The 26574-nt window shown below is 61.9% G+C and carries 25 protein-coding genes and 1 tRNA gene; 7 read left to right on the top strand and 19 right to left on the bottom strand.

Translation table 11 applies throughout. From position 1 onward, the window contains the following. Positions 1-32: 32 nt before the first annotated feature. From EOB80_RS06915 to EOB80_RS06900, 4 genes are all read right to left on the bottom strand, one after another. Positions 33-1058, bottom strand: a complete 1026-nt coding sequence (locus EOB80_RS06915; protein WP_127327127.1) for an NAD-dependent epimerase — start codon at positions 1056-1058, stop codon at positions 33-35. Continuing rightward, complete coding sequence (locus EOB80_RS06910; RefSeq protein WP_127320895.1) at positions 1058-2332, bottom strand: nucleotide sugar dehydrogenase; 1275 nt, start codon at positions 2330-2332, stop codon at positions 1058-1060. The genes EOB80_RS06915 and EOB80_RS06910 overlap by 1 nt, the downstream gene beginning before the upstream one ends. Before the next feature lie 43 nt (positions 2333-2375). Continuing rightward, entirely contained in the window at positions 2376-3653 is a 1278-nt protein-coding gene (locus tag EOB80_RS06905; protein ID WP_245466273.1) for a sugar transferase, read from the bottom strand. A gap of 365 nt (positions 3654-4018) precedes the next feature. Next, positions 4019-4609: a biotin transporter BioY gene (locus EOB80_RS06900; RefSeq protein WP_023808554.1), complete on the bottom strand. Its 591-nt coding sequence runs from the start codon at positions 4607-4609 to the stop codon at positions 4019-4021. A gap of 117 nt (positions 4610-4726) precedes the next feature. Between EOB80_RS06900 and EOB80_RS06895 the strand changes: the two genes are divergently transcribed. Continuing rightward, the gene (locus EOB80_RS06895; RefSeq protein ID WP_127327126.1) at positions 4727-5635 is read left to right on the top strand and encodes an MBL fold metallo-hydrolase; all 909 of its coding nucleotides are present in this window, start codon (positions 4727-4729) and stop codon (positions 5633-5635) included. Positions 5636-5668: 33 nt separating this feature from the next. On the opposite strand, the gene EOB80_RS06890 is transcribed toward EOB80_RS06895, so the two are convergent. Genes EOB80_RS06890 through EOB80_RS06870 form a run of 5 tightly spaced genes read right to left on the bottom strand, consistent with a single transcriptional unit; the run spans position 5669 to position 10377 of the window. After that, complete coding sequence (locus EOB80_RS06890) at positions 5669-6586, bottom strand: 5'-methylthioadenosine phosphorylase (protein ID WP_127327255.1); 918 nt, start codon at positions 6584-6586, stop codon at positions 5669-5671. A gap of 14 nt (positions 6587-6600) precedes the next feature. Beyond that, positions 6601-7392 (bottom strand): ABC transporter permease, encoded by a 792-nt coding sequence (locus tag EOB80_RS06885; protein WP_127327125.1) that lies wholly within the window; start codon positions 7390-7392, stop codon positions 6601-6603. Next, positions 7385-8266, bottom strand: a complete 882-nt coding sequence (locus tag EOB80_RS06880; protein WP_127327124.1) for an ABC transporter permease — start codon at positions 8264-8266, stop codon at positions 7385-7387. The genes EOB80_RS06885 and EOB80_RS06880 overlap by 8 nt, the downstream gene beginning before the upstream one ends. Continuing rightward, complete coding sequence (locus EOB80_RS06875; RefSeq protein WP_127327123.1) at positions 8263-9300, bottom strand: ABC transporter ATP-binding protein; 1038 nt, start codon at positions 9298-9300, stop codon at positions 8263-8265. The genes EOB80_RS06880 and EOB80_RS06875 overlap by 4 nt, the downstream gene beginning before the upstream one ends. 36 nt (positions 9301-9336) lie before the next feature. Next, a complete protein-coding gene (locus EOB80_RS06870) occupies positions 9337-10377 on the bottom strand; it encodes an ABC transporter substrate-binding protein (RefSeq protein ID WP_127327122.1) in 1041 nt (346 codons plus the stop codon). Positions 10378-10576: 199 nt separating this feature from the next. Here EOB80_RS06870 and EOB80_RS06865 point away from each other — a divergent pair, with 199 nt between their 5' ends. Further along, complete coding sequence (locus EOB80_RS06865) at positions 10577-11575, top strand: LacI family DNA-binding transcriptional regulator (protein WP_127327121.1); 999 nt, start codon at positions 10577-10579, stop codon at positions 11573-11575. 71 nt (positions 11576-11646) lie between these two features. Here the strand turns inward: EOB80_RS06865 and EOB80_RS06860 are convergent, their stop codons facing one another. Together EOB80_RS06860 and EOB80_RS06855 are read right to left on the bottom strand one after the other, a co-directional pair. Continuing rightward, positions 11647-12432 carry a DUF1499 domain-containing protein gene (locus EOB80_RS06860; protein ID WP_127327120.1) on the bottom strand — a complete coding sequence of 262 codons (786 nt, stop codon included), beginning with the start codon at positions 12430-12432 and terminating at the stop codon, positions 11647-11649. Positions 12433-12512: 80 nt separating this feature from the next. Next, positions 12513-14141, bottom strand: coding sequence for a fatty-acid--CoA ligase (locus EOB80_RS06855; RefSeq protein ID WP_127327119.1), 1629 nt, complete (start codon positions 14139-14141; stop codon positions 12513-12515). Positions 14142-14324: 183 nt separating this feature from the next. Between EOB80_RS06855 and EOB80_RS06850 the strand changes: the two genes are divergently transcribed. Next, positions 14325-14681 (top strand): hypothetical protein, encoded by a 357-nt coding sequence (locus EOB80_RS06850; RefSeq protein WP_027035902.1) that lies wholly within the window; start codon positions 14325-14327, stop codon positions 14679-14681. A gap of 142 nt (positions 14682-14823) precedes the next feature. Further along, complete coding sequence (locus EOB80_RS06845; protein ID WP_127327118.1) at positions 14824-15213, top strand: DUF427 domain-containing protein; 390 nt, start codon at positions 14824-14826, stop codon at positions 15211-15213. Between the two features lie 39 nt (positions 15214-15252). On the opposite strand, the gene EOB80_RS06840 is transcribed toward EOB80_RS06845, so the two are convergent. The 3 genes from EOB80_RS06840 to ppdK all read right to left on the bottom strand — a co-directional run bounded on the left by EOB80_RS06840 (position 15253) and on the right by ppdK (position 20063). Continuing rightward, positions 15253-15993, bottom strand: coding sequence for a polysaccharide deacetylase family protein (locus EOB80_RS06840; RefSeq protein WP_127327117.1), 741 nt, complete (start codon positions 15991-15993; stop codon positions 15253-15255). Between the two features lie 169 nt (positions 15994-16162). Beyond that, the gene (locus EOB80_RS06835) at positions 16163-17266 is read right to left on the bottom strand and encodes a glycosyltransferase family 9 protein (protein WP_127327116.1); all 1104 of its coding nucleotides are present in this window, start codon (positions 17264-17266) and stop codon (positions 16163-16165) included. A gap of 118 nt (positions 17267-17384) precedes the next feature. Beyond that, positions 17385-20063 (bottom strand): pyruvate, phosphate dikinase, encoded by a 2679-nt coding sequence (gene ppdK / locus EOB80_RS06830; protein ID WP_127327115.1) that lies wholly within the window; start codon positions 20061-20063, stop codon positions 17385-17387. A gap of 223 nt (positions 20064-20286) precedes the next feature. On the opposite strand from ppdK, the gene EOB80_RS06825 reads away from it, so the two are divergent. The 3 genes from EOB80_RS06825 to EOB80_RS35830 all read left to right on the top strand — a co-directional run bounded on the left by EOB80_RS06825 (position 20287) and on the right by EOB80_RS35830 (position 21304). Continuing rightward, positions 20287-20631 (top strand): VOC family protein, encoded by a 345-nt coding sequence (locus tag EOB80_RS06825; protein WP_127290804.1) that lies wholly within the window; start codon positions 20287-20289, stop codon positions 20629-20631. A 128-nt stretch (positions 20632-20759) separates the two neighbouring features. Then, a tRNA-Gln gene (locus EOB80_RS06820) sits at positions 20760-20834 on the top strand. 47 nt (positions 20835-20881) lie between these two features. Continuing rightward, positions 20882-21304, top strand: a complete 423-nt coding sequence (locus EOB80_RS35830) for an Hpt domain-containing protein (protein ID WP_127327114.1) — start codon at positions 20882-20884, stop codon at positions 21302-21304. A 15-nt stretch (positions 21305-21319) separates the two neighbouring features. On the opposite strand, the gene EOB80_RS06810 is transcribed toward EOB80_RS35830, so the two are convergent. The 5 genes from EOB80_RS06810 to EOB80_RS06790 form a co-directional block, all read right to left on the bottom strand. Next, complete coding sequence (locus tag EOB80_RS06810; RefSeq protein WP_127327113.1) at positions 21320-22744, bottom strand: glycosyltransferase family 2 protein; 1425 nt, start codon at positions 22742-22744, stop codon at positions 21320-21322. Then, complete coding sequence (locus EOB80_RS06805) at positions 22744-23781, bottom strand: HEAT repeat domain-containing protein (protein WP_127327112.1); 1038 nt, start codon at positions 23779-23781, stop codon at positions 22744-22746. The genes EOB80_RS06810 and EOB80_RS06805 overlap by 1 nt, the downstream gene beginning before the upstream one ends. Positions 23782-23783: 2 nt before the next feature. Then, the gene (locus EOB80_RS06800; RefSeq protein ID WP_127327111.1) at positions 23784-25526 is read right to left on the bottom strand and encodes a YaiO family outer membrane beta-barrel protein; all 1743 of its coding nucleotides are present in this window, start codon (positions 25524-25526) and stop codon (positions 23784-23786) included. Continuing rightward, positions 25526-25918: a response regulator gene (locus tag EOB80_RS06795; RefSeq protein WP_127270163.1), complete on the bottom strand. Its 393-nt coding sequence runs from the start codon at positions 25916-25918 to the stop codon at positions 25526-25528. Before EOB80_RS06795 ends, EOB80_RS06800 begins: the two co-directional genes overlap by 1 nt. Before the next feature lie 276 nt (positions 25919-26194). Continuing rightward, positions 26195-26572 (bottom strand): response regulator, encoded by a 378-nt coding sequence (locus EOB80_RS06790; RefSeq protein ID WP_127270165.1) that lies wholly within the window; start codon positions 26570-26572, stop codon positions 26195-26197. Positions 26573-26574 lie beyond the last annotated feature (2 nt).

The raw sequence follows: 26574 nt of genomic DNA, 5'->3' as shown, positions 1-26574 counted from the left end.
AACAGCGCGGATCAGCCGGGAAACGCCGAACCCTATCCCCGCGCAAAATACGCCTTGTACCACTCGACGAACCGCCCGACGCCCTCGGTCACCGTCGTCGCCGGGCGGTAGCCGACCGCCTGCTCCAGCGCCGAGGTGTCGGCGAAGGTATCGGGCACGTCGCCGGGCTGCAGCGGCAAGAGTTCGACGATGGCTTTGCGGCCCAGCGCGTTTTCCAGCGCCTCGACATAGGCGGTCAGCTTCACCGGGTTGTTGTTGCCGATGTTGAAGATGCGCCAGGGGGCGCTGCTTGTGGCAGGATCCGGGCGGCTGGAGTCCCAGGCGGCATTGCCCGTGGCCGGGCTGTCGCTGGCGCGGATCACGCCTTCGGCGATGTCATCGACATAGGTGAAGTCGCGCGTGTGGTTGCCGTTGTTGAACAGCTTGATCGGCTCACCGGCAAGGATGTTTTTGGTGAACAGGAACAGCGCCATGTCCGGGCGCCCCCAGGGACCATACACCGTGAAGAAGCGAAGACCGGTCGTCGGCAATCGGAACAGATGGCTGTAGCTGTGCGCCATCAGCTCGTTGGCGCGCTTGGTCGCGGCGTAGAACTGCAGCGGATGGTCGGCCGGACGATGCTCGGAAAACGGCATGTCGGTGTTGGCACCGTAGACACTGGATGTACTGGCATAGGTCAGGTGCGCGACGGCGCTGTTGCGGCAGGCCTCCAGCATGTTGGTGTAGGCGATGATGTTGCTTTCGACATAGGCATGCGGGTTTTCCAGGCTGTAGCGAACCCCGGCCTGGGCGGCGAGATGGATCACCCGGTCGAATGCATGGTCGGCAAAGCAGGCGTCGACCACGCTCTTGTCGGCGAGATTGCCGCGGATGAAATGATAGCCGGCATTGGTCTTGCGGCTCGCCCCGTCCAGAAGCCGCAGCCTCGCCTCCTTGATCTCCGGATCGTAATAGTCGTTGACGTTGTCGATGCCGACGACCTCGTCACCGCGCTCCAGCAGCCGCTTCGCTACGTGATATCCTATGAAGCCGGCCGCGCCGGTGACCAGAACCTTCATCAGAAACGCCCATCCGTGACATGCCTGGGGAACAGACCCTTGATGTCGTAGATGACGCCCGGGGTCTTGCAAAGCGCCATCAGGCCGTCGACGCCTAACGCGCGGAACTGCCTGTGGCCGACGGCCACGATAACGCCGTCATAACGCATGTCGGGAATGTCCTTCATGCTGGCTACGCCGAAGGCACGCGCGCATTCCTGCGCGTCGACCCAGGGGTCCCATATGTCGATGCCGGCGTTGTATTCCTTCAGTTGGGCAACGATATCGGCGACCTTGGAATTCCTCAGGTCCGGACAATTTTCCTTGAAGGCCGCGCCCATCACCAGAATCCGGCTGCCAACGACAGGTATTCCCTTGCGCATCATCAGGCGGGCCGTCTGATCCGCCGCGTGCCGACCCATGCCGTCATTGATACGGCGGCCAGCAAGAATCACCTCCGGATGATAGCCGAGTTCCTGGGCCTTGTGGGTGAGATAGTAGGGATCGACGCCGATGCAGTGGCCGCCGACGAGACCAGGCGTGAAGCGCAGGAAATTCCATTTGGTGCCGGCGGCTTCCAGCACTTCGGACGTGTCGATGCCGAGCTTGCCGAAGATAAGCGACAGCTCGTTCATCAGCGCGATGTTGAGGTCGCGCTGAGTGTTCTCGATGACCTTGGCCGCTTCGGCGACCGCAATGCTCGAGGTACGGTGTGTGCCTGCCGGCACGATCGAGGCATAGAGCGCATCGATACCTTCGGCCGCTTCCGGCGTCGAGCCGCTGGTGACCTTGACGATCGTTTGCAACCGATGCTCGCGGTCGCCCGGATTGATGCGCTCGGGACTGTAGCCGAGGAAGAACCCCTCATTGTAGCGCAGGCCCGAATGTTTCTCGATCAGCGGCGCGCACACCTCTTCCGTGCAGCCGGGATAGACCGTCGATTCGAAGATCACCACCGCGCCTGGCGATATGACCTCGCCGACCAAAGTCGATGCCATGATCAGCGGTTTCAGATCCGGACGGTTGGCCCTGTCGATCGGCGTTGGAACCGTGACGATGAAAATCCCGCAATCGCGCAGATCGGCCTTGTCGGTGGTGAATGTCAGCCGCGACGCAGCACTGATCTCATCGCTGCTGGCTTCCAGCGTATGGTCGTCGCCACGCCTCAGCGCGTCCACCCTCGACTGGTCGATGTCGAAACCGACGACATCCCTGCCGGCGCCGAAGGCGACCGCCAGCGGCAGGCCGACATAGCCAAGCCCGATGATCGCTATTTTCCTGGAGGCGAGATCCATCTGCTTCCTGCGCTTGCTATTCCAGAGCCATGCTTCGCATTGGTTATCTCGCACCAAAGCCGGTAAGCATCGTTTTCAGCGTCTTGAGAGTTATCAAAACGTCCAGCCAAGGCGAAAAGTTCTTTATGTAATAGAAATCATAGTGCAATTTTTCCATAACGTCATCGACGGCAGCCACATGCCCCTGATTTACTTGTGCCCACCCACTTATGCCCGGCCTGACGATATGCCTGTAACGGTAGAATGGCAGCTCAGCCTCGTACCACTGCGACAGCACGACAGCTTCCGGCCGCGGTCCGATCCAACTCATTTCGCCACGCAGGATGTTGATGACCTGCGGCAGTTCGTCGATCCTGGATTTTCGCAGGAAACGCCCGACTCTGGTGATGCGGTCATCGTCGTGCCTGGTGATCGCCCTTTCCTTGTCGCTGCCGGCGCCAGAGTGCTGGCGCATCGAGCGAAACTTGTAGACCGTGCAGATCTTGCCCCGGTAGCCCATGCGTTGCTGGCGAAACAGCGCAGGACCATCGGAATCCAGCCGGATCAGCAACGCTATTAACGCCAGAACGGGGGAAAGAACGATGATCAAGACAAGTGCCGAGACCCAGTCGACCGCCTGCTTGATCTTGAGATAGGCCTGGTTCGGATTGAGCGAACCAAGCGTGTTTTCCGACAGGTGCTCGATCTCGACCCGACCGGTCAGCGACTCTCTGACCTGCTTGACGTGGTATACGGGAGTTCCCGAAAGGGCCCGATCCGCGATGTATCGTTCCCATTCCGCGCCAAGATCGGCACGCAGATCAACGACCACGCCGCTGGCTCTTTCGATTATCGTACTGGTCGACTTGATCCAAAACCAATGCACACCCGGTAACGTCTTGAGGCGCTCGACATCTCCGCCGGGAATCACCACGAGCCGGTACGGATCGAGACGCCGCGTCAACAGGCTCAGGCCGAAGTACCAGAGCGTGGACTGCGTGAAACTGGCGGCAGCCTGAAACCGGCTGTACTCGAACCGAAAAAAGAAGATGGTCAGGAAAACAGCCCCGTAGGACAGGGCAAATGTCGGCAAGATGTAACTTGCCGCGGCCACGCCCGGGAAATTTCCGATGCGGCGATAAGACAAGAAGCCCACAAGGTGCGCGATGACCGCAGCGGCTACTGTTACCTGAAGATTGGCCGAATAGATAAATTCAGGATTGAAGACAATCCGGATGATCGCCGGCGCAAAAATCGCGAATGTCAGTCCGCCAAGCAGTTGAAACCGAATCCTGAACAGGAAGTGCCGGCTTCCGACAATAGTCGACGCTGCGACATTCAACGTCTTCCCCCCTTCCCCGAAGCTGCCGTATCGGCGACAGACCAGCGCGATAGTGCATCTGACCTGATCGTTCACGACAACGAATCGGACGTCTCGCCCCCCGGCGATTCGATACAGTCGAAGACCAAGAGCTACGACAGCGCGGCCGCGCCAGCAAGCATCTATTTCTCAGATCAACAGTTCGGGAAATTGAAAAGCCTGGGCTAATAAAGCGACTTAATGATCATTACTGAAGATGTCGCAGCGTCTAGGGCGATATAACCGACAATCTATCGAGGTTGGCGGACATCAGACCGGAAATCCGCCAGTGACGCCGCTCCGGCCAGTGGCTTGATTGCCCCTGGCCGTTTCTTCGATCGCGCGCTTCAGCCGCGCTTCAGCAGCGTCCAGACGGCCGGCACCAGGCTTGCCGCGAGCGCCACCTTGATCAGGTCGCCGACGATGAACGGCACGACGCCGAACTGCCACGACTTTTCCGGACCGATGAGCAGCGCCAGCCAGGCAAAGCCCATTGCCATCATGACGACTTCGCCAACCAGCATGGCGTTGAAAAGCTTGATTGGATGGCGGTCCCAGCCGCGATCCGCCGCCCAGCCGACAATTGCCGCCATGACCACGAAGCCGGCGAGATAGCCGCCGGTCGAGCCGAGCATGTAGGCAATGCCGAGACCCTTTTCAGGCGTGCTCTGGAAGACGGGGAAGCCCATGGCGCCCTCGGCCATGTAGAGCAGCAGGGTGGCGACGCCGAGACGCATGCCGAAGGCGGCGGCGATCAGCAGCACGGCCAGCGTCTGCATCGAAATGTCGACCGGCCCGAGCATTACCTTGGTCTTGGCCGACAGTGTCAGCACAAGCGTTCCGGCGATGGCCAGGAAAAGCTGCGTTGCCAGCCGCGCCGCGCCGTTTTGCGGCAGAGCCAGAGAAACAAGCGGACGCATCGTAGTTGCAATTGCCATGGTATTTCCCCAATCCGATTGCCGCACTCCGATGTTCGCGGCCTCACATCCTCCTATATTGGCTTGCGTGTTGTGCGGCAATCGGTTTTGCCGTTTCCCGAAACAAGGCACCGATGCATGGCACTGAAATTCGATACCGGCTTCGACCCCTTCTATGGCCAGGGGGTGAATGTCGCGCCCGATGTCCAGCGCATCACGGCCCGCAATCCAAGCCCCTTCACCTTTCACGGCACCAACAGCTACGTTGTTGGCCGCGATACGCTGGCGGTGATCGATCCGGGGCCGGAGGACGAGGCGCATCTGCGGACCCTGATAGAGGTGATCGCAGGCCGGCCGGTCAGCCATATCTTCGTCAGCCACACGCATCGCGACCACTCCCCGCTGGCGGCCCGGCTGAAAGAGCGCACCGGCGCCCTCGTGCTGGCAGAGGGGCCGCACCGGCCGGCAAGAGCCCTGCATATCGGCGAGACCAATGCGCTCGATGCCAGTGCCGACACGGCTTTCATCCCTGATGTCGCCCTGCCCGACGGCGAGGTGGTCGACGGCGACGGCTGGTCGATCAGGACGGTTCTGACCCCGGGCCACACCGCCAATCATGCGGCGTTCGCGCTGCAGGGAACCGGCATCCTGTTTTCGGCCGATCATGTCATGGCCTGGGCAACCTCCATCGTCGCCCCGCCGGACGGGGCGATGGCCGACTACATGGCCTCGCTGGACCGCTTGATCGAACGCGGGGACCGCTTGCTGTTGCCAGGACATGGCGGGCCGGTGACAGCACCGCGCGCTTTCATGCGCGGGTTGAAGACGCATCGCAAGATGCGCGAGCGCGCCATTCTGGAGCGGGTCAAAGAGGGGGACCGGACGATCGTGGACATGGTCAAGGCGATCTACAGGGACACCGACCCGCGGCTGCATGGCGCCGCCGGATTGTCGGTGCTTGCCCATCTCGAGGATCTGACGGCGCGCGGCCTGGTCACGACAGACGGCGACCCGGCCATCACCGGTATTTTTGTGCCGGCAAGCTAAGATCGGCGCGAACTCATCTGCGCCCTTTATACTCTAGAAGCGGCTGGAGCGCTCTGCCGGTTGGGGCGACTTCAAGCCCTGGCAAGAGCATTCAGGATCAGTTGGAAGTCGTGCCGCGGTCTCCAGCGCAACCCGCGAGGCGGTCATGGAGAGGCTCGGCAACACATGCTCCTGCAGCAATTCCTGGCGACTGCGGTCCATATAGTCGTTGAAACCCGCGGTCACGAACGCAAGCGGCACGAAACAAGCGCCGATTTCGCGCGACAGGGTCGCCTCGGGGGCGATGGAATGGTTGAGCACATCCGCGCCCATGCTTCGATAAGCCAAAGCCTCGGCTGGGGTTGTCAGTCGAGGCCCGTAACAATGGGCAGCCACCAACTGCTGCTCGATGCCATGAACCCGGCATTCGGCTGGCCAATGACGGCGGGCCGTCTCAACCAGAACCGCCGCACATCTTGGACATACGATCTGCTTGCCCGAGCAGTCAAAGCTCTGGCGGTCTGGAAGCAGTGAAAAAGGCGTCTGCGTCAGTTCGATGATATCGGCAGTCACCACCATGTCGCCGGGTTGGATCGCTTTGTTGACGGCTCCAACGGTCGAGCAGGCCAGGACTTGCTTTACACCCGCGTTCATCAACACCCAGAACGCCCGGCGATGGCAGGAATGGTCGATATGGTCGCGCGGATTGCCGTGCGAATACATGCACAACGCACGTTTCGTTCTGCCTTCCGCAGTAATCGAGGCATCGAACTCGATCAGCTTCCAGTTGTCGCTGCGGCCGTAAGGCGTTTCAAAACTAACGTCACGCCGCAAGGTGCGCACACCATCGAATTCGATATCTTCCGGGAAGGCCAGCCCCCAGTTTGCCGACCCGGTGATGATGGCCAGTCCTACCTGAGGTATGTCCGCTGCGTGATCCGCCGGATCACTGGCTATCTGATTTGTGAGCATGTTTCCAATTTCAGTCATGATTTTTGGTGTAAAGTCACGATCAAGACGACGACCACGACCATGGCGGTCCACACCGTTGAGATCGCCGCGATGGTCGGATCGATCTGATCGCGCAGAGATATGAACATGAGCTTCGGCAGCGTGCTGTTTTGACCACTCGAGACGAAGATCGAAATGACGGATTCGTCGAGTGATGTCAGGAAGGCCATCAATATGGCCGACAGCAGACTGATCTGAAGCTGCGGGACAATTATGCCGCCGATGGCTCTCGCCCAGTTCGCGCCGAGGCTGCGCGCCGCCTGAACCTGGTTCCAGTCAAAGCGGGCCAGAGCGGGCAACAGCACAATGCACACGACAGGAATGGCCAACACCACATGCCCGACCAGCACGCCGAATAGCGTTCCGACCAGATGTTGCGCCGCCAGCACAAAGAAGAGACCGATCGCAAGCAGGATTCCTGGCACGATGGACGGGGTAAGCAGAATGCCCTGAATGGTAACAGCGGCCTTTCCGCCGAGCCGATTTATCGAAATGCAGGCCAGCAGCCCCAAGGGTACCGCGAGCATAGCTGTCAATGTTCCAAGAACCAGGCTCGTCCTGAGCGCGGCCATCCACGTCGCCGAACCGAAAAAATGATCGTACCAGCGCAATGAATATGCGCGCGGCGGGAACTCGAGAAGGGCGGACGCCGAAAAGGACAGCGGCACGACCACGAGCGTTGGCAGCATCAAGAACGCCATCACGAGTGCGGAAAAGCCCCACAGACAGATGCGGGACAGCCTGTTGTCCGGATAGGCCTCAAGCATGGGACGCACCGTCGCGCGTCAGCAGTCGCCGTGCCGACAGGAACATCACACCGATCAGAGCCATGACAACGAGGAGCAGAATGCCCAGGACGCTCGCCGACCCCCAATCCTGAAAGGTCGATAGCGTGCGCTCGATCCGGGTGGAGAGAGGATTTACCTTGCCGCCGCCCAGCACCGCCGGCGTGATGAAGAAGCCGAGCGTATAGATGAAGACGATGATCGACCCCGAGAAGATGCCGCCGGCCGAAAGCGGCAGAATGACCGTGCGGATCGTTTGCCCGAGAGTGGCGCCCATGCTCGCCGCCGCACGAATGAGGTTGGCGTCGATATCGCGCATCGCGGCATAAACCGGCAGCAGAAAGAGCGGCAGCATGTAGTGAACCATGCCGATCAGCGTTCCCGTGAAATTGTAGACCAGCGGCAATGGCTCAGCTGTCAGGCCTGAACCCGTCAAAGTTGCGTTGATCAGGCCATCGCGCCGCAACAGCACCAGCCAGCCATAGGTGCGCACCAGAATGGAGGTCCACAATGGCAGCATGACGAAGGCCATCAGCAAATTGGCCACCCTAGGTCTGGCGCTGGCCAGGGCGAGCGCCAGGGGAGTACCGAGAAGAATGCAGATCGCCAGCGTGCCCAGGGACAATTCAAGGGTTGTGACCAGTGCCGACCATGTCAGCCCGCTCGAAAGCACCTTCTCGTAGTTGCCGACGGTGTACTCGCCCCCCGTGGTCAGGAAGGATTGCCGGATGATCCATAGGATAGGCAGTATCGCCGCCATACCGACGATGAACAGCGCGGGCAGTGAAAGCGAGAGGAAGAACCGCCGCTCGCGTCGCGCGTCTGCCGCAAGCGCGGGATTCGCCATGACGGTCACGCCCTAGCCCCTGGCATCGCGTGAACTTTTGCGGCTGGTGCAAAGGCGGTCATCGACTGGCCGGTGGCAAGCTCGGCGCAGCCGCTGGCCAGGGCTGCCGGAATGCAGACAAGAACTTCTTGCCCGCCGTCCAGCACAAGCGTCAGAAGCCAGTTCTCGCCGCGAAACACCTTGGCGCGCAGTGTTCCTTCGAGCGCGACGCCATCTCGTCCGACGAGCTTTGCATCAAGATGGAAGCTTTCCGCGCGGATCATCAGGGCTTCGGGCGATGCATCGGCGCCGTCGATTCTGCGCACGAGGCCTGGGGCTATAATGTTGGCCTCGCCTAGGAATTCCGCGACGAAGCGGGTCGATGGATGATGATAAATCCGCTGTGGCGTATCAATCTGCTGGATACGGCCGGAATCCATGACCGCGACCCTGTCAGACATAATCAGCGCTTCGCGCTGGTCATGCGTCACATAGATGGTTGTGATCCCCAAATCATCGTGCAGACGTCTGATTTCATACTGCATGGTTTCGCGCAGACTCTTGTCGAGCGCCGACAACGGCTCGTCCATCAGCATCACGCGTGGTTCGAAGACGATCGCCCGCGCCAGTGCTACCCGCTGGCGCTGTCCGCCCGATAGCGCGGCAATGTTGCGCTCCGACAGACCTTCCAGCTTGACGCGGGCCAACGCCTCAAACGCCCGCTTTCGGACCTCAGATCTCGGCGTCTTGCGCAGTACCAGCGGGTACTCGACATTCGCGAGGACGTTCATGTGGGGAAACAGGGCATAGTTCTGGAACACGATGCCGATGTCGCGCTTGTTGGGCGCCAGGCGGGTGATGTCCCGATCCCCCAACAAGAGTTTGCCGGAATCTGGCCGGACAAATCCGGCCAAGGCCATGAGCAAGGTCGTCTTGCCCGACCCCGATGGGCCTAGCAGCGTGAGGAATTCGCCAGCCTTGATGTCGAGCGAAACATCGTCCAGCGCGACGTAGGTCCCATAGGTTTTGCGAACGCTGTCGATGGTGATCGCGAGCGACTTCATCATGTGCTCCAGCACTAGAGCCGATGTATTCGAAGCTTAGCGGCTCATCATTTCATCGAAGGCCCTCTGGGCAGCCTCGCCGTTCTTGACCCACCAATCCGCGTTCGAGAACACCGAAGTGCCGGCATTTTCAGGCGCGGTCGCAAGGGTCTTCAGACGGTCCGCGGGAATAAGGCCACCCTCATAGCCAGCAGGATTGACCGGGCCGTAAGCGATGAAATCGGTCAGCTTGGCCACGCGCGCAGGCTGTGTCATCGCAGCTATCAGCTTCATGGCCGCTTCCTTGTTCGGCGCCCCCTTCGGCACTCCAAGACAGTCAGTGCCAATGACGGAACCCTTGAACGTGTAGTCGGCCGCGCCGCCATCTTTTTTCACTGTCTCCGCCCGACCGTTCCAGGTAACGATCAAATCCGCCTCACCGTCTTTCAGCAACTGCGCCGACTGAGCGCCCGAGGTCCACCACACCGAGACATTTGGTTTGATTGCTTCGAGCCGCTTGATGGCGCGATCCAGACCCTCCGGCGTGCCGAGCACGGGATAAATGTCCGCCGGCGCCACGCCGTCGGAGAGCAGTGCGATCTCGATCGAGTCTTGAGCATTGGCGCGCAGCGCGCGACGACCAGGAAACTTGGCAACATCCCAGAATTCCGCCCACGTCTTCGGCGGATTCTCGCCGTATGTCTTGGTATTCCATGACATGACGGTGCCATAGGAGTCGAACGGATAGCAGTAGTCGGACTTTGCGCCATCTGGCACCGACTTTGGGTCGATAATCTTGTAGTCGAGAGGCTCCAGCAGCGATTGTGCGGCAGCCTGTGCGCCTTCCGGTGAGCCAAGATGAATGACGTCGGTCGTGATAGCCCCCGAGGTGACCTGCATCTTCAAGGCGGCTAGGCCGTCGCTTAGGGTCTCCTCGCGGACATCGTATCCAAGCTCTTTTGCAGCAGGACCCCACATAGCTTCCTTCATGGCGTTACCATAGTCGCCACCCGCTGTCGTAATGGTGACTGTTTGAGCATGGGCGGGCAAAGCAGCCGAGATTGCAAATGCTGCTAAGGAAATGCGTAGCCAAGACATAGGTTCTCCTCCCGAAATTATGAAATGTCGCTCAAAAGCGCCGTTTCTCTTTAATCGTAACGTTACGATTGCACTCAATCTAAACCGAGTCAAGCTGCTTCCCCAAGGAGTTAGGATTGACCGGGATATCGAATCCGGTAACGTCACGGCGCTTCAGCAGGAAATTCAGCCGGCGATTTAGCAATGAAGGCGGGCGACAATGGCCAATCTAAAACAGCTCGCGGTGGAACTTTCCCTTTCGGTGACGACGGTTTCCCGCGCTCTGAAGGACGGACCAGAAGTCCATCCCTTGACCATTGCACGCGTAAAAGACGCGGCGAAACGGGCCGGTTATCTGCCAAACCATCATGGCTACGCGCTCAAAACCGGCCGAACGCTGACGTTAACGGCAGTATACCCGATGGAGACACAAGACCATCTGTCCGATCTATTGAAGCTTCCCTTGATCGAGGGCATGACGCTGGCGGCGCGGCAAGCGGGTTATAGTCTCTCCATCTATTCCACCACTCCCGATGACGATCCTGTCGAGAGTGTGCAGCGGCAGCTTCAAGCGCGCAGCACAGACGGACTGATCATCACGCGCATGGTGTCGGGCGATCCGCGAGTCAAGCTGCTGCTGGATGCAGGCATGCCATTCGTCACATTCGGAAGAACGGACCTGAACGTCGCATATCCTTACGTTGATATCGACAACGAACAGATTGCCTACGAGGCGACCCGACGGCTGATGGATAAGGGCTGTCGACGCATTGCACTGCAACTTCTCGTTCCGGAAGATCAGGCGAGTGCCATGCGTCTTGCCGGGTATCAAAGGGCGCTGGCCGAGGCCGGTATTCCGATCGACCAATCGCTGATCGGTCACGGCATGTTCACGATGGAATCGAGCGCAGGCTGGTTCGATCGCCTACTGGCGTCGTCAGATCGGCCGACCGGCTTGGCATGCGCCAACGAACTGGGCCTTCTCGGGGCGTTACATGCTCTTGGCAGAAGAGGTCTCGTGCCAGGGAGCGACGTCCACATCGTCGCTCGTGACAGCACGCGGCTTGCACGCTTCCTGCCGGCAAAGATCGGCGTTCATTTCGTGGATATGGCCGGGGTTGGACGCAAACTCATCGAGGTCCTGGAGAGCCGGATCATCGATCCGCTTGGCCCGGTCTCGACGATCTTGTTGCAGGGGAGATACGAGCCCGCTGAATAGTCTATCCGCAGACCCAACTTGCATTCCGCTGCGACATACGGATCCGCCTGACTACAACCCGGTTCTGAAAGTCACTCGGCTGGCGCGGCGCCGACCTGACCGGCGACTTCCTGGTCGAGCTCCGCCAGGAATTCGGTGATGCGCGCGGCATTGTCGCCAAGGTCGTAGCGGCCGTAGCGGGATGCCGACCGCATATCGACGATGACCGTGTCGCCATCATCCGTCACGCGGATCGCCACATCGGCGGGAAGGCCGATCACGAAGCCCTTGGCGACGGCGGTGATGGTCACCTCGCTTTGCCCGGCGAGATCGGGATAGGGCTCCGACAGCTCCCAGTCGCGCCGGTCGAGTACGGTTTCGACGGCATTGACGACAGTCTCGAACGGCAGGTCGTAGCTGCGTGCGCTGACCAGCGGATAGCTATCGGCCTGCAGCCGCTGTTCCCCAGGCGTCGACGGCGCAAGCACGTTCATATCCTTCGTCCGGTCGCTCACGTCGAGCGCCGGCGGTTCGTCGAAATCCGTCGAGATATCCCTGAGCGGCGGATAGATCGTCGCCCAGTAGGCGGCGACGCCGTAGGGTGCGAACACCAGCAGTGCCAGCAGCGCGCCGACCGTCAGGTCGCGGCCGCCGCGGTCGCCGAAATTCCACAGCCGCGAAAAGGCAAACCCGGCAAACAACAGCGCCATCGCCGCCAGCAGCGCGACAATGCCGAGCACCCACAGAAAGACAGGTGTTTCGACGAGATCGAAGCGATGGCCCACAAAGACCGTCAGCAGCAGCACCAACGAAAAAGCGGCCGTGCGCCGCGACCAGCCGGCCGCCTTCGACGTTTGCCGTTCAGGAATGCTAACCATCGTTTTCCGTGCTGCCCCAACCCGAACGGAGACTTAGTGCCTTTTTGCGATGGCATGAAGCCGAAACATGCGACATCGCGTCAATCGGTCGGCAAGCGATAGTCCTTGAATTGCCGGCGCAAGGTGATCTTCTGGATCTTGCCGGTTGCGGTGTGCGGAATTTCGCCGACGAAAGCGACATCGTCCGGCATCCACCATTTGGCCACCTTGCCGTCCATGAACCCGAGAATGTCAGCCTTGGTCGGTTCCTTGCCCGGTTTGCGGACGACGACCAGCAGCGGCCGTTCGCCCCATTTCGAATGCTGAACGCCGATGGCTGCCGCCTCGGCGACATCGGGATGGCCGACAGCCAGATTCTCGAGGTCGATGGTAGAAATCCATTCGCCGCCGGACTTGATGACGTCCTTGGCGCGATCGGTGATCTGCATATAGCCGCCGGCGTCGATGTGGGCGACGTCGCCAGTGTCGAACCAGCCATCCTCATCGAACTGCTCCACGCCGGCGTCGCCATAATAGGCACGGGCAACGGCCGGCCCACGCACTTTCAGGCGGCCAAAAGTCTTGCCGTCCCAAGGCTGCTCGTTGTTGTCGTCGTCGGTCACCTTCATTTCGACGCCGAAGGGCGGGTAGCCCTGTTTCTGCTGGACGTCGAGCCGGGCTTCGCCCTCAAGACCGGCATGGTCCGGCTTCAGGGTACACAACGTGCCGAGCGGCGACATTTCGGTCATGCCCCAGGCGTGGATAACCTGGACATCGTAGTTCTGCTGAAACTTCGTCATGATCGCGCGCGGGCACGACGAGCCGCCGATGACGACCTTGTTGAGATAGGGAAGCTTCTTGCCGGTCTCCTCCAGATGCTGCAGCAGCATCATCCAGACGGTCGGCACGGCGGCGCTGAAGGTCACCTTCTCGGTGTCGAGCAGCTCATAGATCGACGCGCCATCCATCTTGCAGCCGGGCATGACCAGCTTGGCACCGATCATCGGCCCGCTCTGGCCAAGGCCCCAGGCATTGGCGTGAAACATCGGCACGACAGGCAGGATCGTATCGCGCGACGACAGTCCCATGGCGTCGGGCATGGCAGCGATCATGGCGTGCAGCACGTTCGAACGATGGCTGTAGACGACGCCCTTGGGATCGCCCGTGGTCCCGGACGTGTAACACATGCCGGCGGCGGTGCTTTCGTCGAAGGTCTTCCAGGCGAAGTCGCCATCCGCTTCGTCAAGCCAATCTTCATAGGCGACCGCGTTGGGCAATGTCGTCGGCGGCATATGCGCCCTGTCGGTCAGCACGATCACCTGTTTCAGCGACTTGACGGCGCCGGCGATCTTCTCGAGCAGCGGCACGAAGGTCAGGTCGACGAAGACTGCCTTGTCCTCGGCATGGTTCATGATCCAGACGATCTGCTCGGGAAACAGCCGCGGATTGAGCGTGTGGTAGATGGCGCCGATGCCCATGATGCCGTACCAGGCCTCGATGTGGCGCGCGGTGTTCCAGGCCAGCGTGGCGATACGGTCGCCCATCCCATAACCGTCACGCTCCAGCCGCTGGGCGACCTTCAGGGCGCGACGATGGATGTCGGCGTAGGTGGTGCGCACGATCGGCCCTTCGATCGAGCGCGACACGATCTCGCGCACGCCATGCTGCCGCTCGGCATTGTCGATGAGCTTATGGCAAAGCAGCGGCCATTCCTGCATCAGTCCCAGCATTCGATCCTCCCTCACGCTTTTGCGTTGTGCTTTTCGGGCTATTGTGGAGCGAACCGGCGGATTGTCCAGCCGCCAGCACCCCTGAGCGCCGCATTGGTGGAAAACCGCCACAATCCGGCCATCGTCGGCGTTAAGTTTCGTTAACGGGCAAAGGGGTACGATTGGCGACTGAAAGAGGTTCGCATGGACGCGCAGCTCGACGACAAGGCTCTCGAGAGTACGCTTGCCGAAAGTCTGGCCGATGTGGTGCCGGACACAAAGACTGTTTCCGAAGATGAATTTGTTGAAGTTGTCGGCGGCGCGCTGGAAGCGGTCGGCGGCACGCTGCTGTTCAAGATGTGCGTCCAGAATCAGGGCGAGGACCAGCACGTCGCGGCCGCGTCAGTCGGCGATGGCGGAAACCGCCAGTTCCTGCTGCTCACCTTGCCTACCGGCGGCGGTTCCCTGAAGGTCGAGACCGTCCTGAGAAGCAGCAACCCGGTCGCCGGGATCGCTGCCGCCTATGCCGGTCTCATGGACGTGTTCAAGGCCGCTGCCTGACCGCTGACGACAAGTATCTCGACGATTCCAAGGGGCGATCCATCGGCGTTGGCTAGGCAAGTTTTGCGTGTTGGATGGCGATAGCGGCTTGCGCAATGCGCTTGCGCGACACACCTTAAGTCGACGCAAGGAGAGGCCCCGCATGGATCAGATCGCCAACCCCGCACCCGGTTTCCAACGCAACCCGGACAAAATCATCACTGTCGAGCCCTATGCCGGCACCGTTACCGTGCGTGTCGGAGACGTGGTCATCGCTTCAACAACGGAGGCCAAGGTGCTGACCGAAGCCCCCTATCCGGCGGCCTTCTACATTCCGTTCGCCGACGTCGATTTCGGCAAGCTTGGCCGCACCGACCACTCGAGCCATTGCCCCTACAAGGGCGATGCAAGCTATTGGAGCGTGCTGCCTGCCGGCGAGACCGGCCAGAACGCCATGTGGGCGTACGAGCGGCCTTTCGACGAAATGGCTGAAATCCGCAACCACGGCGCATTCTACGCTAGCAAGGTCACGATCGAAGCCAAACCGGACTGAGCCAACGCCGAAGGCATCGAGATACGCTCGGCTGGCCAGTCACTCCGTCGTGCCGTTATTGCCGATGCCCTCGGCATCGTCGAGCCGCACAAAGGTCAAGCCCTTGGCCTTGAGCGCCAGCAGCCCCTGCACCACGCCTTCGCCGGCCGCATGGGTCGGCTGGTTGATGTGCGAGATGATGACGTCGCCATCCTTGGCCGCCGCGATGCGCCGGGCGGTCTCCTTGGCGCCAAGCAAAGAGCCGCCGTCGCCATTTATCGAAAATCCCGCGACCTTGAAGCCAAGCTTGCGGATCATGGCGATTGCCGACGGGCTGTATTCGGCGGTTGCGCCACGAAACCATTTCGGCGCCGGCTCGCCGGTCCCGGTAAGAGCGGCGGCTCCCGATTCGACCTCGGCCAGCACCGCATCCGGGCTGCCGGCGCTGCGAATGCCGTAGATTTTCCGCGGCGTGTCGACCGCCGGGATGTGGTGGCCGCCATGATTTTCCAGTTCGAACAGATCGGGATGCGCCCGCATGATCTCGACGGCGGCGGCGTTTCGCTTCAGCCAGATGCCGGTCACGAAAATGGTGGCGGGGATCTTGTTGTCCACCAGCGCCGAAAGAATCCGGTTGTCGGTCTGTCCACCGCACGCGTCGAGCGTAAGCGCCACACGGCCGGCTCCGCTCGCCTGCGACTTGATGTGCAGCGTCGGCTCGACGAGGGGCGCGGCATGGCTGGCGGATGCCATCGCCCACGACAGGGCGATCATGCAGAGATTTTTTTGCAGCAGGCGCATCAAACCGATTCCCGGACCCGTCATTTCAAGCAGGCATCCCAACGACCCGCATGAAGGCGGAAATCGGGATGGCGCATAGCAGAAAAGCGCTCCGCGACAATGTGACCGTTCCTGTGGGCGACAGGTCATTCCACCGCGTCGAGAGCGGTCGTGCATGCGGCGCATGATCTCAGATGGCGTGTTCCAGTTTCATTTCGGTGCGCGAAAGAACCTCGCGCACGGCATCGACCACAGGCTTGACCTCCAGGCCCCAGACGCAGCATGCCTTGCTGGGATCCGGCGCGCGGCAGAGGTTTTCGGCCATGCAGGCGCAAGGCATCGGCGGCTGGAGCGAGATGCTGGGCACGCCGACGGGACCCCAGCGCGACGGCTCCGTCAGACCGAACAATCCGACAACCGGGGTTCCGGTGGCTGCGGCCATGTGCATCGGGCCGCTCTCATTGCCGAGAAACAGCCGGGCCTGTTTCAGCACCGCCAGCAGGCTTTCAAGCGACAGGTCACCGACGAGATTGACGACCGACGGCGCGGTCCTGGCGACGATACGTTCGGCGATCTCGCGCTCGTCCGGGCCACCCACCAGGACGACGTCCAGACCAGTCTCGCCGGCGATCTCGACGATCACTGCTGCAAACCGCTCCGGCTGCCAACGTCGCCCCTCGAAGCTTGCCCCCGCATGCACGGCGATGAAGGCGTTTGGCCGCAGATGGTGCTTACCCAGCAGCGCCAATGCTTTCGCCGTCTCCAATGGCAGCGGCTGAAGGTTCGGAATCACCGTGCGAAGCTCGATGCCGAGCGCTTCGAGCGGCGAGAGGTAGCGGTACAGGAAATGCTGACCATCAAAGCCGTAGGGCTTGGCAAAAACGTTGGCGGGTTGCCGCTCCAACATACGCAAGGGTCTTTCGGAAGGACTGTAACCGACACGGGTCTTGGCGTTGACGAGCCCGGTGACGATGCGCGACGTCTTCGAATCGCTCAGGTCGATCGTCAAGTCGAATCGGAAGCGGCGCAACGCCCGCACCATCGCGTAAAGCTCCTTCCCGCGCTCCAAGGGCGTTCCGCGCATGCGGTCGCGCCTGAATGCGACCACCTCGGAAGCAATACCATGGGCCATGACGAAGCTTTCGAAGCGAGCCTCGCACAGAAAGACGATGCTGGCGCCGGGGAATTCGAGCCGCAGGTTCTTGGCGAGCGCCGAGGCGAGGACGAGATCGCCTATGAACTTGGTTTGGATGACCAGGATCGAGTGGAACGGCGCGGGAGAAAACTGCAGCATCTGTTTCCGGGAGCAATTTGCGGATGGCCGCAAATTGGGCAGGAACAATGTCGAGATTACGCGACGCCGCCAGCACGTTCGCGTGAATTGCCTTACAAAACGGTAAGCTGGATGGAGCCTATCGGCGGCCTGCCTTCGCAACCAGCACCGCTGCCTGCGCGGCCGCCAGCCTGGCGATCGGCACGCGATAGGGCGAACAGGACACGTAGTCGAGGCCGACCTCTTCGCAAAAGCGGATCGAGGCCGGATCGCCGCCATGTTCGCCGCAGATGCCGAGCTTGATGTCTGGCCGCGTCGCCCTGCCCTTTTGCGCGGCCATGCGCACCAGTTCGCCAACGCCGTCGATGTCGAGCGAGACGAACGGGTCCTGATCGATAATGCCCTTCTGGCGGTAGGTTTCCAGGAACGAGGCCGCATCGTCGCGCGAGATGCCGAAGGTCGTCTGGGTGAGGTCGTTGGTGCCGAAGGAGAAGAATTCGGCCGACTCTGCAATGACATGGGCACGGATCGCGGCGCGGGGGAGCTCGATCATGGTTCCCGTGAGGTAATCGATCTTGACGCCGGTTTCCTCCATGACGCTCTTGGCAACCGCATCGATGCGCGCCTTGACGTAATCGAGCTCCTTCACCAGGCCGACCAACGGCACCATGATCTCGGGGACCACCAGGGCGCCGGCCTTCCTGCCGGCCTCCACCGCCGCCTCGAAAATGGCGCGCGCCTGCATCTCGGCGATCTCGGGATAGGAGACAGCCAGGCGGCAGCCGCGATGGCCGAGCATCGGATTGAACTCGTGCAGTGCCTCGGTGCGCTGCCTGAGCTTGTCCGGCGACACCTTCATGGCGGCGGCGACCTCGGCCACCTCCTCCTCGGTCTTCGGCAGGAATTCGTGCAACGGCGGATCGAGCAGGCGGATCGTCACCGGCAGGCCGGCCATGATCTCGAAAAGTTCCAGGAAGTCCGAGCGCTGCATGGGCAGAAGCTTGGCAAGCGCGGTGCGCCGGTCCTTTTCGGTGTCGGCCAGGATCATCTCGCGCATGGCGACGATGCGGTCGCCATCGAAGAACATGTGCTCGGTGCGACAAAGGCCGATGCCTTCGGCGCCGAAGGAGCGCGCCATGCGCGCGTCGAGCGGCGTTTCGGCATTGGTGCGCACTTTCATGCGGCGGACCGCGTCCGCCCACTCCATGATGGCGGCGAAATCGCCGGAAAGTTCGGGCTGCAGCATCGGCACGGCGCCCTTCAGCACCTGGCCATTGCCGCCATCAATGGTGACGATGTCGCCCTTGCGGAAGGTCGAGCCCATCGCCATCAGCGTGCCGGCCTTGTAGTCGACACGCAGCGAACCGGCCCCGGAGACGCAAGGCTTGCCCATGCCGCGCGCCACCACCGCGGCGTGGCTGGTCATGCCGCCGCGCGTGGTCAGGATGCCTTCCGCCGCATGCATGCCGTGGATGTCTTCGGGGCTGGTTTCGATGCGCACCAGGATCGCCTTGCGGCCCTGCGTCTTCAATTCCTCGGCGTCGCCGGAGGAAAAGACGATCTCGCCGGTGGCGGCACCGGGCGACGCCGGCAGTCCGATGCCGATGACGTCGCGCGCGGCCTTGGGGTCGATGGTCGGATGCAGCAACTGGTCGAGCGAGGCCGGGTCGATACGGGCGACGGCTTCCTCTTTCGTGATCAGCCTGTCCTGCGCCATCTCGACGGCGATTTTCAGCGCCGCCTTGGCGGTGCGCTTGCCGGAGCGGGTCTGCAGCATCCACAATTTGCCGCGCTCGATGGTGAATTCGAGATCCTGCATGTCGCGGTAGTGCTTCTCCAGACTGTCGGAGATGGTGACAAAGGACTGGAACGCGTCCGGCATCAGCTTCTGCAGCGACGGCCTGTCCGAGCCAGCTGCGATACGTGCCGCTTCGGTGATGTTCTGCGGCGTGCGGATGCCGGCGACGACGTCCTCGCCCTGCGCGTTCACCAGGAACTCGCCATAAAGCATCTTTTCGCCGGTCGAAGGGTTGCGCGTGAAGGCAACGCCGGTGGCCGAGGTTTCGCCCATATTGCCGAACACCATGGCCTGGACGTTGACCGCCGTGCCCCAGCTTTCGGGAATGTCGTGCAGCCGGCGATAGGTGATGGCGCGGTTGTTCATCCAGCTCGAGAACACGGCTGATATCGCGCCCCAGAGCTGCTCATGCGGATCCTGCGGAAAGGGCCTGCCGAGCTCTTCCTCGACCTTGGCCTTGTAGAGCGCGATGACGCCTTGCCATTCGAGCGCCGTGAGTTCGGTGTCGAGCTCGTGCCCGAGCCCGCCTTTCTGATCCTCCAGGATTTCCTCGAACACCTCATGGTCGAGGCCCATGACGACATCGGAATACATCTGGATGAAGCGGCGGTAGCTGTCATAGGCAAAGCGCGCGTCGCCGGAATCGGCGGCCAGCGCCTCGACCGTCTCGTCGTTCAGGCCGAGATTGAGCACGGTATCCATCATGCCGGGCATCGAGGCGCGAGCGCCCGAACGCACCGACACCAGCAGCAATTTCGACGGATCGCCGAACCGACGGCCGGTCAGCCGGCCGATGTGACCGAGCGCGACCGCGACATCGGCTTCCAACCCGGCCGGATAAATACGGCCGTTGGCGTAGTAGGCGTTGCAGACCTCCGTGGTGATGGTGAAGCCCGGCGGCACCGGCAGCCCCAGGCTGCACATCTCGGCCAGGTTGGCGCCCTTGCCACCCAGGAGATTCTTGTCGCTGGCACGGCCTTCCGCCGCACCATCGCCAAAGGTGAAAACCCATTTGGTCATGCATCGCTCTCCGGTTGCAGGAGATTGGAAAGATTGGCGAAACGGAAAGTCCCGCCGGTCCGTCCTTGGAGCGATATGATGCTGCAGTGCGAAAGGCAAGACATCGGCAAAGCCACCTGGCCACTACAATCGATTAAGCAAAGCCGTGCTCCAGCATGCGGCAAAAAGACTTGCCAAGTCAGGAATTCTGGAGTAGAACATACAGTGAACAAACAGGTGCGCCATGAAACTGCCCGGAAAACTCGACTATCTGGAAATGCCCGCGACCGGTGGAACGCTGGACCGGCTGAAGGCTTTTTACAGCACCGCCTTTGCCTGGTCGTTCACCGACTATGGGCCGACCTATTCGGCCTTTGCCGAAGGCCTGGACGGAGGCTTTCAGGCAGATGCCGCGGAAGCGCCATCAAAGCCGCTGCCCGTGCTCTACAGCAGGGATCTGGAGCAAACCCTCGACGCTGTCGAAAGCGCCGGCGGCACGATTGTCAAACCGATCTTCCCGTTCCCCGGCGGCCGGCGCTTCCACTTCGTCGATCCAGCCGGAAACGAGATGGCGGTGTGGTCCGAATAGCCCGCTGCATATCATTTGCCAGCGCTGCGTTGCCTGCCCAATTCGAGCGTTCCAACTGTCACTCATAAGGATTGTGCTTTTTGGCTGCTCTGCTAATAACGCGCCGCACAAGCGACTCTGACGGCAATTGGGGCGTCGCCAAGTGGTAAGGCATCGGTTTTTGGTACCGACATTCCCAGGTTCGAATCCTGGCGCCCCAGCCAATCACTTTTTTTCTGGTGATGGCAGCGCGCTTGCCCACAGCCCAGGCATGCCAGTGTCGTTGCAGACCAGCTTGGTGCCGTTCTCCTCCGACAGGGGGGCGTGCTCGACCAAGCAGTCCATTCCAACCCGCGCCGCTTTCTGCTTGAATGACCCTCGACGTCCCGCAACGGAGCATCGGCCTATCTCAAACGATCCCTTCGCTTCCTTGCAGCAACGTTTCCTTGCCCGGTGTGCGGATCGGCTCGTGGAGTTGAAGGCCGCCCGTGAGAGGAGGGCTGTGCCCGGCAGCAGTTCCGGCGATACGCTGATCGGGATCGCTCACTCGCTGGCGGGTGGGGCCGGAACGTTCGGCTTTCCGGATATCAGCGTGCGAGCGTCCGAGCTTGAGACGTTGCTGATCGAGCGGTCGGATGTCGCACATACTGCGCTCGATGCGCTTATTGCGGAGATCGAGCGGACGCTGAAGTGACTCAACCGAAGAGGCTCACTTCTTCGGTCCAGTCAGGCCGGTCCTGGTCATCTCGCCCCAGCTCTGGTCGTCGCGCAGATACTGCCACCAGCCCTTCACGCGCCAGAAATTGTTGAGCTGGCGGTAGCCGAAATTCTCGATCACCGCCACGGCCGTGAGTACGGCAAGGTCCCGCGCGCGCGGAAAACGCTGAAGCTCGGCTTCTTCGAGAACCAGCGAACACACGCTCACGCAAACGCCGTAGGTGAAAACCAGCGACGTGAATGCCAAGAGATATTCGGTCGAGAGGATGCCGAGTAGCCAGAAGGCCGGGATCAGCACATAGCCCAGTACCTCCGATATCGGCCCGAGCACATCGACAATCAGTATGTGGCCAAATCCGAGGAAGCCGACCCGCCCATAGCGGGGGTTGAAGAGCATGGAGCGGTAGCGGAAGAAGCACTCGAGCGCACCGCGCTGCCAGCGCGTGCGTTGCCTGGCCAGAACGCGCAGTGACTCGGGTGCTTCTGTCCAGCACACCGGCTCCGGAATGAACTGGATGCGGTATTTGCGTTTGGTGTCCATCATGTGGCGATGCAGCTTGATCACAAGGTCCATGTCCTCGCCCATCGATCCCTTGGTGAAGCCGCCAACCGCCACCACTTCGGCGCGGCGGAACACGCCGAAGGCGCCGGACACCAGCATCAACGTGTTGATGCGGCTCCAGGCCAGCCGTGCCATAAGGAAGGCCCGCAGATATTCGACTACTTGGAGCAGTGCCAGCAACCGGCTGGGTAGGCGGATCTCGCGCACCCTGCCCGCTTCGATCCTCGATCCGTTGGCGATGCGGATCGTGCCGCCGACGGCGATGGTGCGCTCGGGATCGTCGATGAAGGGCTGGGCCGCGCGCATCAGTGCATCGGGCTCGAGGATGGAGTCGCCGTCGATCACACAAAAGAGAGGCGCGCGGCAGACATTGACGCCGGCATTCTGGGCATCGGCCTTGCCGCCATTTTCCTTGTCGACCACGAACAGCCGTTCTGTCATCGGCGAGGAATAGAGGCCGCGGATCGGCTTGTGTGTCAGGGCCTCCTCATAGGGTCGGTGGAATTTCACCAGTTTGAAGCCTTCGATAAGGCGCTGCAGAGTCTGATCCTTCGAGCCGTCGTTGATGACGATGACCTCGAAATTCGGATATTCGAGCGCCAGCATCGAGTGCACGCTCTCGACCACATTCACTTCCTCATTGTAGGCGGGCACCAGCAGCGCGATCGGCGGCGCTACGTCGCCATAGCGGTGCCACAGCAGAGCCGAACGCGCGACCGGCGGGCGCTTGGACAGGGCGTAGGCGGCGATGATGAGCTGCAGCAGGTAGATCGCCGTCTGCGCCAGCCCCGCCCCGATGATGAACCAGGACAGGATGGAGGCCCCCAGAACGATCTCTTGGCTCCAGTCGAACATCAGGTGGCTGGCCCCTCGGCGAGGATCAGCGAGGCCGTGCGCTGCCTGCGCGAGACGTCGCTGGCGGCGATCTCGCGCAGCACCTGCTCTCCCTTCTGGCCGAACGAGCGGAGCGCGTTGGCAGCGGCGTAGCGCACAGTCCATGCCTCGTCGTCCATAAGCTGCGCGAGGGGCGCGGCGAGTTCAGACAGGCCGAGGCGGCCCGCCGCGTCGGCAGCGTCGGCGCGTACATCCCAGCCGCCATTTTCCATCGCCTTGATCAGGATGGCCGGCGCATTGGCATGTCCGGTCAGGCCGAGTGCCCGCAATGCGGCTGCGGTAACCTCCGGCGACGGATCGCCGGCCGCGCGGGCAAAGAACTCACCAAACCGGAACCCGCCGTTGCGGGCAAGCGCATCGATTGCGGCCGCCCTGATGAAAGGCACCGCGTCCTGACGTCCGGCGTAATCCCTGAGCTCGTCGAACCGCTTTGGCGGAAAGCGCCTGAAAAGCTCGATCAGGCGTCGCGAGCGCTGCCCCGCCACGCCGATCTTGCGCAGCGTTACGACCAGCGGCGGCAAGGCGCCAATATCACACAGCGCGATGGCGACGGCGATCCTGACTTCGCGCGAGCGGTCGCGATCGAGCGCCGAAAGCAGGTTTGCCACCGCGTTTTCCGAACGCAGCGCCGCCAGCATCTCGGCCGCGTGGATGCGTTCGGCACCGTTGCCTTTTTCAAGCTGGGTGCCGACAAGGGTCGGCAGGCCACATTCATTGAAGGCTGAAAGGAGCTCGTCGTGCTCCTCGCCGCGCAACAGCGAAATAAACTCGAAGCCGGCATCGATCGCCACCCTCGCCGGTACCGCAAGCAGCGCCGTCTTCAATGCCTCGCGATCCCGATTTTCGGTGAAGGCGATCAGCGCCGTCAGAAGAAGGCGCCGCTGATCGGCGCCCGCCGTCCCCCGGCGCTCCTGCAATACCCGACGCACGATCAGCAGAAGCATGATCGCCAGGGAAAGGGCACTGAGCAGGATGGATAGGTGCCAGATGTACAACATGATCAGAACCGCGCGGTTAGGCCAAGCCCGAATGTGGTTCGGTCGAATGTCGGGCGCTGCTCATGGGCGAGGCTGCCGCGCAGCGTCAGCGGATCGGTGACGTCCCAGGAGATGCCGGCAAAGATGGTACGCGTCGGCACCAGCGTGCCGTCGGAGATCTCGGGTGCATCCCCATAACCACCAAACACATTGACGCTCGGGACAACTGCAACATCGGCTCGCAGGACATAACCATCAGCGCGCGTGCCGATGTCGTCGGCTGCGTGGACCCAACGTGCCGAAAGCCCCAGCCGGCCGTCCAGGACATAGACCTGCACCCAAGGCGAGATTGTGGTGACCTCGGCGGTGGCGAAATTGTCATAGCGAGCATCGATGTTGAGCGAGAACGGACCGAGCGCTTTCGCGGGCGCCATGATCCGCCACGAAGCGCCGGCCCCGACCGAATATCGTGCCAGGAAGTCGGCATCCGGCGTCGCCGCTGCCAGCACATAGGCCGAAACCGTGGCCGAAAAGGCCTGGTCGATGCGGCCGTCGATCTGAACATCGGTGCGACCGTAGCGAGTCGCCATCCGGGTGTGGCTCGAAATGGTCGTCTGCGGGGTGAGCCGATAGGCAAGGCCGGTCGAACTGTCTGTCCAATCACCAAGTCCATCGGTGAGGTCGCTCACTTCGCTACCGATATCGAGCCGCCATTTGCGCGGCGGTGGTGCGGCCAGTCTCTGCTCGATGTCGCGCGAGCCGGGTTCGAGGGCAAGCGCCTGCCGGTAGGCATCGCGCGCGGCGTCGTCGTCGCCACGGGCGCGGCGCACATCGCCGATTCCCACCAGCGCTTCGGCATTGCGCGGATCAATCGCCAGCACCCGCTGAAACGACTGCTCGGCCCGCGTGTAATCCTGCTCGATCAGGGAAATCCGCGCGTCGAGGCCGAGCGCCTCGGCATCATCAGGCACAGTGCCAAGCACGTCATCAATCGTTGCGCGGGCGCGCGGAACGTTGCCCTGCCATATCGCCAGGCGGACCTTGCCGAGGCGGGCGTCGAGAAGGCCGGGCTTGATGGCCAGCGCCTGGTCGAAGAAATGCCCGGCCTCGTCGAATTTCTGTTGGGAGCCCGCCACGAGACCCATGGCGACCAGGATGTCGGTGTTTTTAGGCGCCAGGCCGAGCGCGCGGCGATAGGCGTTCTCCGCCTCGGGCAATTGTCCCGCCGCTCGCAATCTCTGGCCCTTCTCCATCAGGCCGGCGACAGGATCCGGCCGCGGCGGGCGCAGCTTCTTCCTCGCGGTCGCAGGCTTCTGCTTGCTGCTGTCGGCCTGCTGGGCCTTGCGGATGTTGGCGACAAGCGTCGCCGCGTCGGCATTGCCCCGCTCGGCACGCGACACCTCTTCTGCCAGTTGCAGCGCGGCGTCCAGATTGCCGGAGCGGAACTCGACCTGAGCGATGCCGAAGCTGGCATCCAGATAGGTCGGCGCAAGCGCAAGCGCCCTGGAAAAGGCTTCACGCGCCGCCGGCAGATTGTTGCGGCCAAGCTCGGCGAAGCCAAGTTGCACCAGGGCGTCGGCATTGTCGGGCTTGAGCGCCAGCGCACGCCGCAACAGCTCCGCCGCCTCGTCGAAATGCTGAGCTTGCCTGGCCTTGACGCCGGAAGCGTACAGTTCGTCGACCGCCTGGGCCAGCGCGGCGGCAGGCGCCGATTCAACCGCCAGGAAAACGCATGCCGCAAGGACGGCGCGACGGCCACGCCACATCAGCGTTTCCCGCTCTTGCGCGCCAGCAGGCGCGCAAGCCGGGCCAGGAGCTCCTCGGGAATGAAGGGTTTCACAAGGTAGTCGTCGGCCCCCTTCTCAAGGGCCGAGACGATGTCCCTTTCGCCCTTGCGGGCGGTCAGCATGACAACCGGGATTTCCGACAAAGCCGGGTCGCTCTTGATCCGGGCAAGAACCTCCAGGCCGTCGGCCTTGGGCATCATCGCATCGAGCACGATGATGTCCGGCGCCTCATGCTCCGCCTTCAAGAGCGCTTCCGCCCCGTCTATGGCCTTGATGACCTCGTATCCCTTTGCCCTGAGCCTGAATTCCATCAGTTCGAGCAAGAGGGGATCGTCATCGCAAATCAGAACTCTTGCCTTCGCTCCGTTCATCAGCCTTGCTCCGGTTCGCGCCTCGTTGTGCCGCTTGCCCCCCGGAGTGATTGATCCATGAACCGACATCCGCCAACGCGGTTCATGCAGACAGACACATTCTTCTCAATCTCTCGCCGAGCTCCGCCGATGCCGCGCGATTATAGACAACCTGATTCGCTACGCCTGCACCTCGGCACAATCAGTAGATCAATAAGGCGACATGGTATAGGAGCCGTGAACGGCGTCGCACAGTCTGCAGCCAGACTGCGCTCGGTGCCCACGCCAAACGTCGGCTCAGGCGCGCGATAGAAGCAATCTTTTGACTTCACCGGCAAGCGCAAGCGGGTCGAACGGCTTGGCGATCACCCCTACCGCCCCCATCGCCAGATAGCGTTCGACTTCATGCGTCTGGGTGCGCGCGGTGATGAACACCACGGGTATCGAAGCCGTCGGCCCAGACTGGGCCAAGCGCCTCAGCGTCTCCGGCCCATCCATGTCCGGCATCATTACGTCGAGCAGAATGAGATCGGGCCGCCATTCGGCGGCATCGACCAGCGCCTGCATGCCGGACGGGCAGGACCGCACCTCGAATTCCGGCTCGAGCTCCAGCGACATCTGGGCGATTTCGCGGATATCGTCCTCGTCATCCACATAGAGAATCCTTGCGGGCATGA

It is taken from the genome of Mesorhizobium sp. M7A.F.Ca.MR.245.00.0.0 (assembly GCF_003997415.1).
Lineage (GTDB): Bacteria > Pseudomonadota > Alphaproteobacteria > Rhizobiales > Rhizobiaceae > Mesorhizobium.
This window is presented reverse-complemented; position numbering and strand designations above follow the sequence as displayed.

What these genes read in the sequence shown, in the direction of transcription:
- EOB80_RS06800 (WP_127327111.1), bottom strand. Translation starts at nt 25,526, where the DNA reads ATGTGGCGTGGCCGTCGCGCCGTCCTTGCGGCATGCGTTTTCCTGGCG.
- EOB80_RS06790 (WP_127270165.1), bottom strand. Translation starts at nt 26,572, where the DNA reads ATGCCCGCAAGGATTCTCTATGTGGATGACGAGGACGATATCCGCGAA.
- EOB80_RS06875 (WP_127327123.1), bottom strand. Translation starts at nt 9,300, where the DNA reads ATGAAGTCGCTCGCGATCACCATCGACAGCGTTCGCAAAACCTATGGG.
- EOB80_RS06890 (WP_127327255.1), bottom strand. Translation starts at nt 6,586, where the DNA reads ATGCTCACAAATCAGATAGCCAGTGATCCGGCGGATCACGCAGCGGAC.
- EOB80_RS06870 (WP_127327122.1), bottom strand. Translation starts at nt 10,377, where the DNA reads ATGTCTTGGCTACGCATTTCCTTAGCAGCATTTGCAATCTCGGCTGCT.
- EOB80_RS35830 (WP_127327114.1), top strand. Translation starts at nt 20,882, where the DNA reads ATGCCAGTGTCGTTGCAGACCAGCTTGGTGCCGTTCTCCTCCGACAGG.
- EOB80_RS06805 (WP_127327112.1), bottom strand. Translation starts at nt 23,781, where the DNA reads ATGTTGTACATCTGGCACCTATCCATCCTGCTCAGTGCCCTTTCCCTG.
- EOB80_RS06900 (WP_023808554.1), bottom strand. Translation starts at nt 4,609, where the DNA reads ATGGCAATTGCAACTACGATGCGTCCGCTTGTTTCTCTGGCTCTGCCG.
- EOB80_RS06860 (WP_127327120.1), bottom strand. Translation starts at nt 12,432, where the DNA reads ATGGTTAGCATTCCTGAACGGCAAACGTCGAAGGCGGCCGGCTGGTCG.
- EOB80_RS06865 (WP_127327121.1), top strand. Translation starts at nt 10,577, where the DNA reads ATGGCCAATCTAAAACAGCTCGCGGTGGAACTTTCCCTTTCGGTGACG.
- EOB80_RS06910 (WP_127320895.1), bottom strand. Translation starts at nt 2,332, where the DNA reads ATGGATCTCGCCTCCAGGAAAATAGCGATCATCGGGCTTGGCTATGTC.
- ppdK (WP_127327115.1), bottom strand. Translation starts at nt 20,063, where the DNA reads ATGACCAAATGGGTTTTCACCTTTGGCGATGGTGCGGCGGAAGGCCGT.
- EOB80_RS06835 (WP_127327116.1), bottom strand. Translation starts at nt 17,266, where the DNA reads ATGCTGCAGTTTTCTCCCGCGCCGTTCCACTCGATCCTGGTCATCCAA.
- EOB80_RS06845 (WP_127327118.1), top strand. Translation starts at nt 14,824, where the DNA reads ATGGATCAGATCGCCAACCCCGCACCCGGTTTCCAACGCAACCCGGAC.
- EOB80_RS06840 (WP_127327117.1), bottom strand. Translation starts at nt 15,993, where the DNA reads ATGCGCCTGCTGCAAAAAAATCTCTGCATGATCGCCCTGTCGTGGGCG.
- EOB80_RS06810 (WP_127327113.1), bottom strand. Translation starts at nt 22,744, where the DNA reads ATGTTCGACTGGAGCCAAGAGATCGTTCTGGGGGCCTCCATCCTGTCC.
- EOB80_RS06885 (WP_127327125.1), bottom strand. Translation starts at nt 7,392, where the DNA reads ATGCTTGAGGCCTATCCGGACAACAGGCTGTCCCGCATCTGTCTGTGG.
- EOB80_RS06825 (WP_127290804.1), top strand. Translation starts at nt 20,287, where the DNA reads ATGAAACTGCCCGGAAAACTCGACTATCTGGAAATGCCCGCGACCGGT.
- EOB80_RS06795 (WP_127270163.1), bottom strand. Translation starts at nt 25,918, where the DNA reads ATGAACGGAGCGAAGGCAAGAGTTCTGATTTGCGATGACGATCCCCTC.
- EOB80_RS06855 (WP_127327119.1), bottom strand. Translation starts at nt 14,141, where the DNA reads ATGCTGGGACTGATGCAGGAATGGCCGCTGCTTTGCCATAAGCTCATC.
- EOB80_RS06915 (WP_127327127.1), bottom strand. Translation starts at nt 1,058, where the DNA reads ATGAAGGTTCTGGTCACCGGCGCGGCCGGCTTCATAGGATATCACGTA.
- EOB80_RS06895 (WP_127327126.1), top strand. Translation starts at nt 4,727, where the DNA reads ATGGCACTGAAATTCGATACCGGCTTCGACCCCTTCTATGGCCAGGGG.
- EOB80_RS06850 (WP_027035902.1), top strand. Translation starts at nt 14,325, where the DNA reads ATGGACGCGCAGCTCGACGACAAGGCTCTCGAGAGTACGCTTGCCGAA.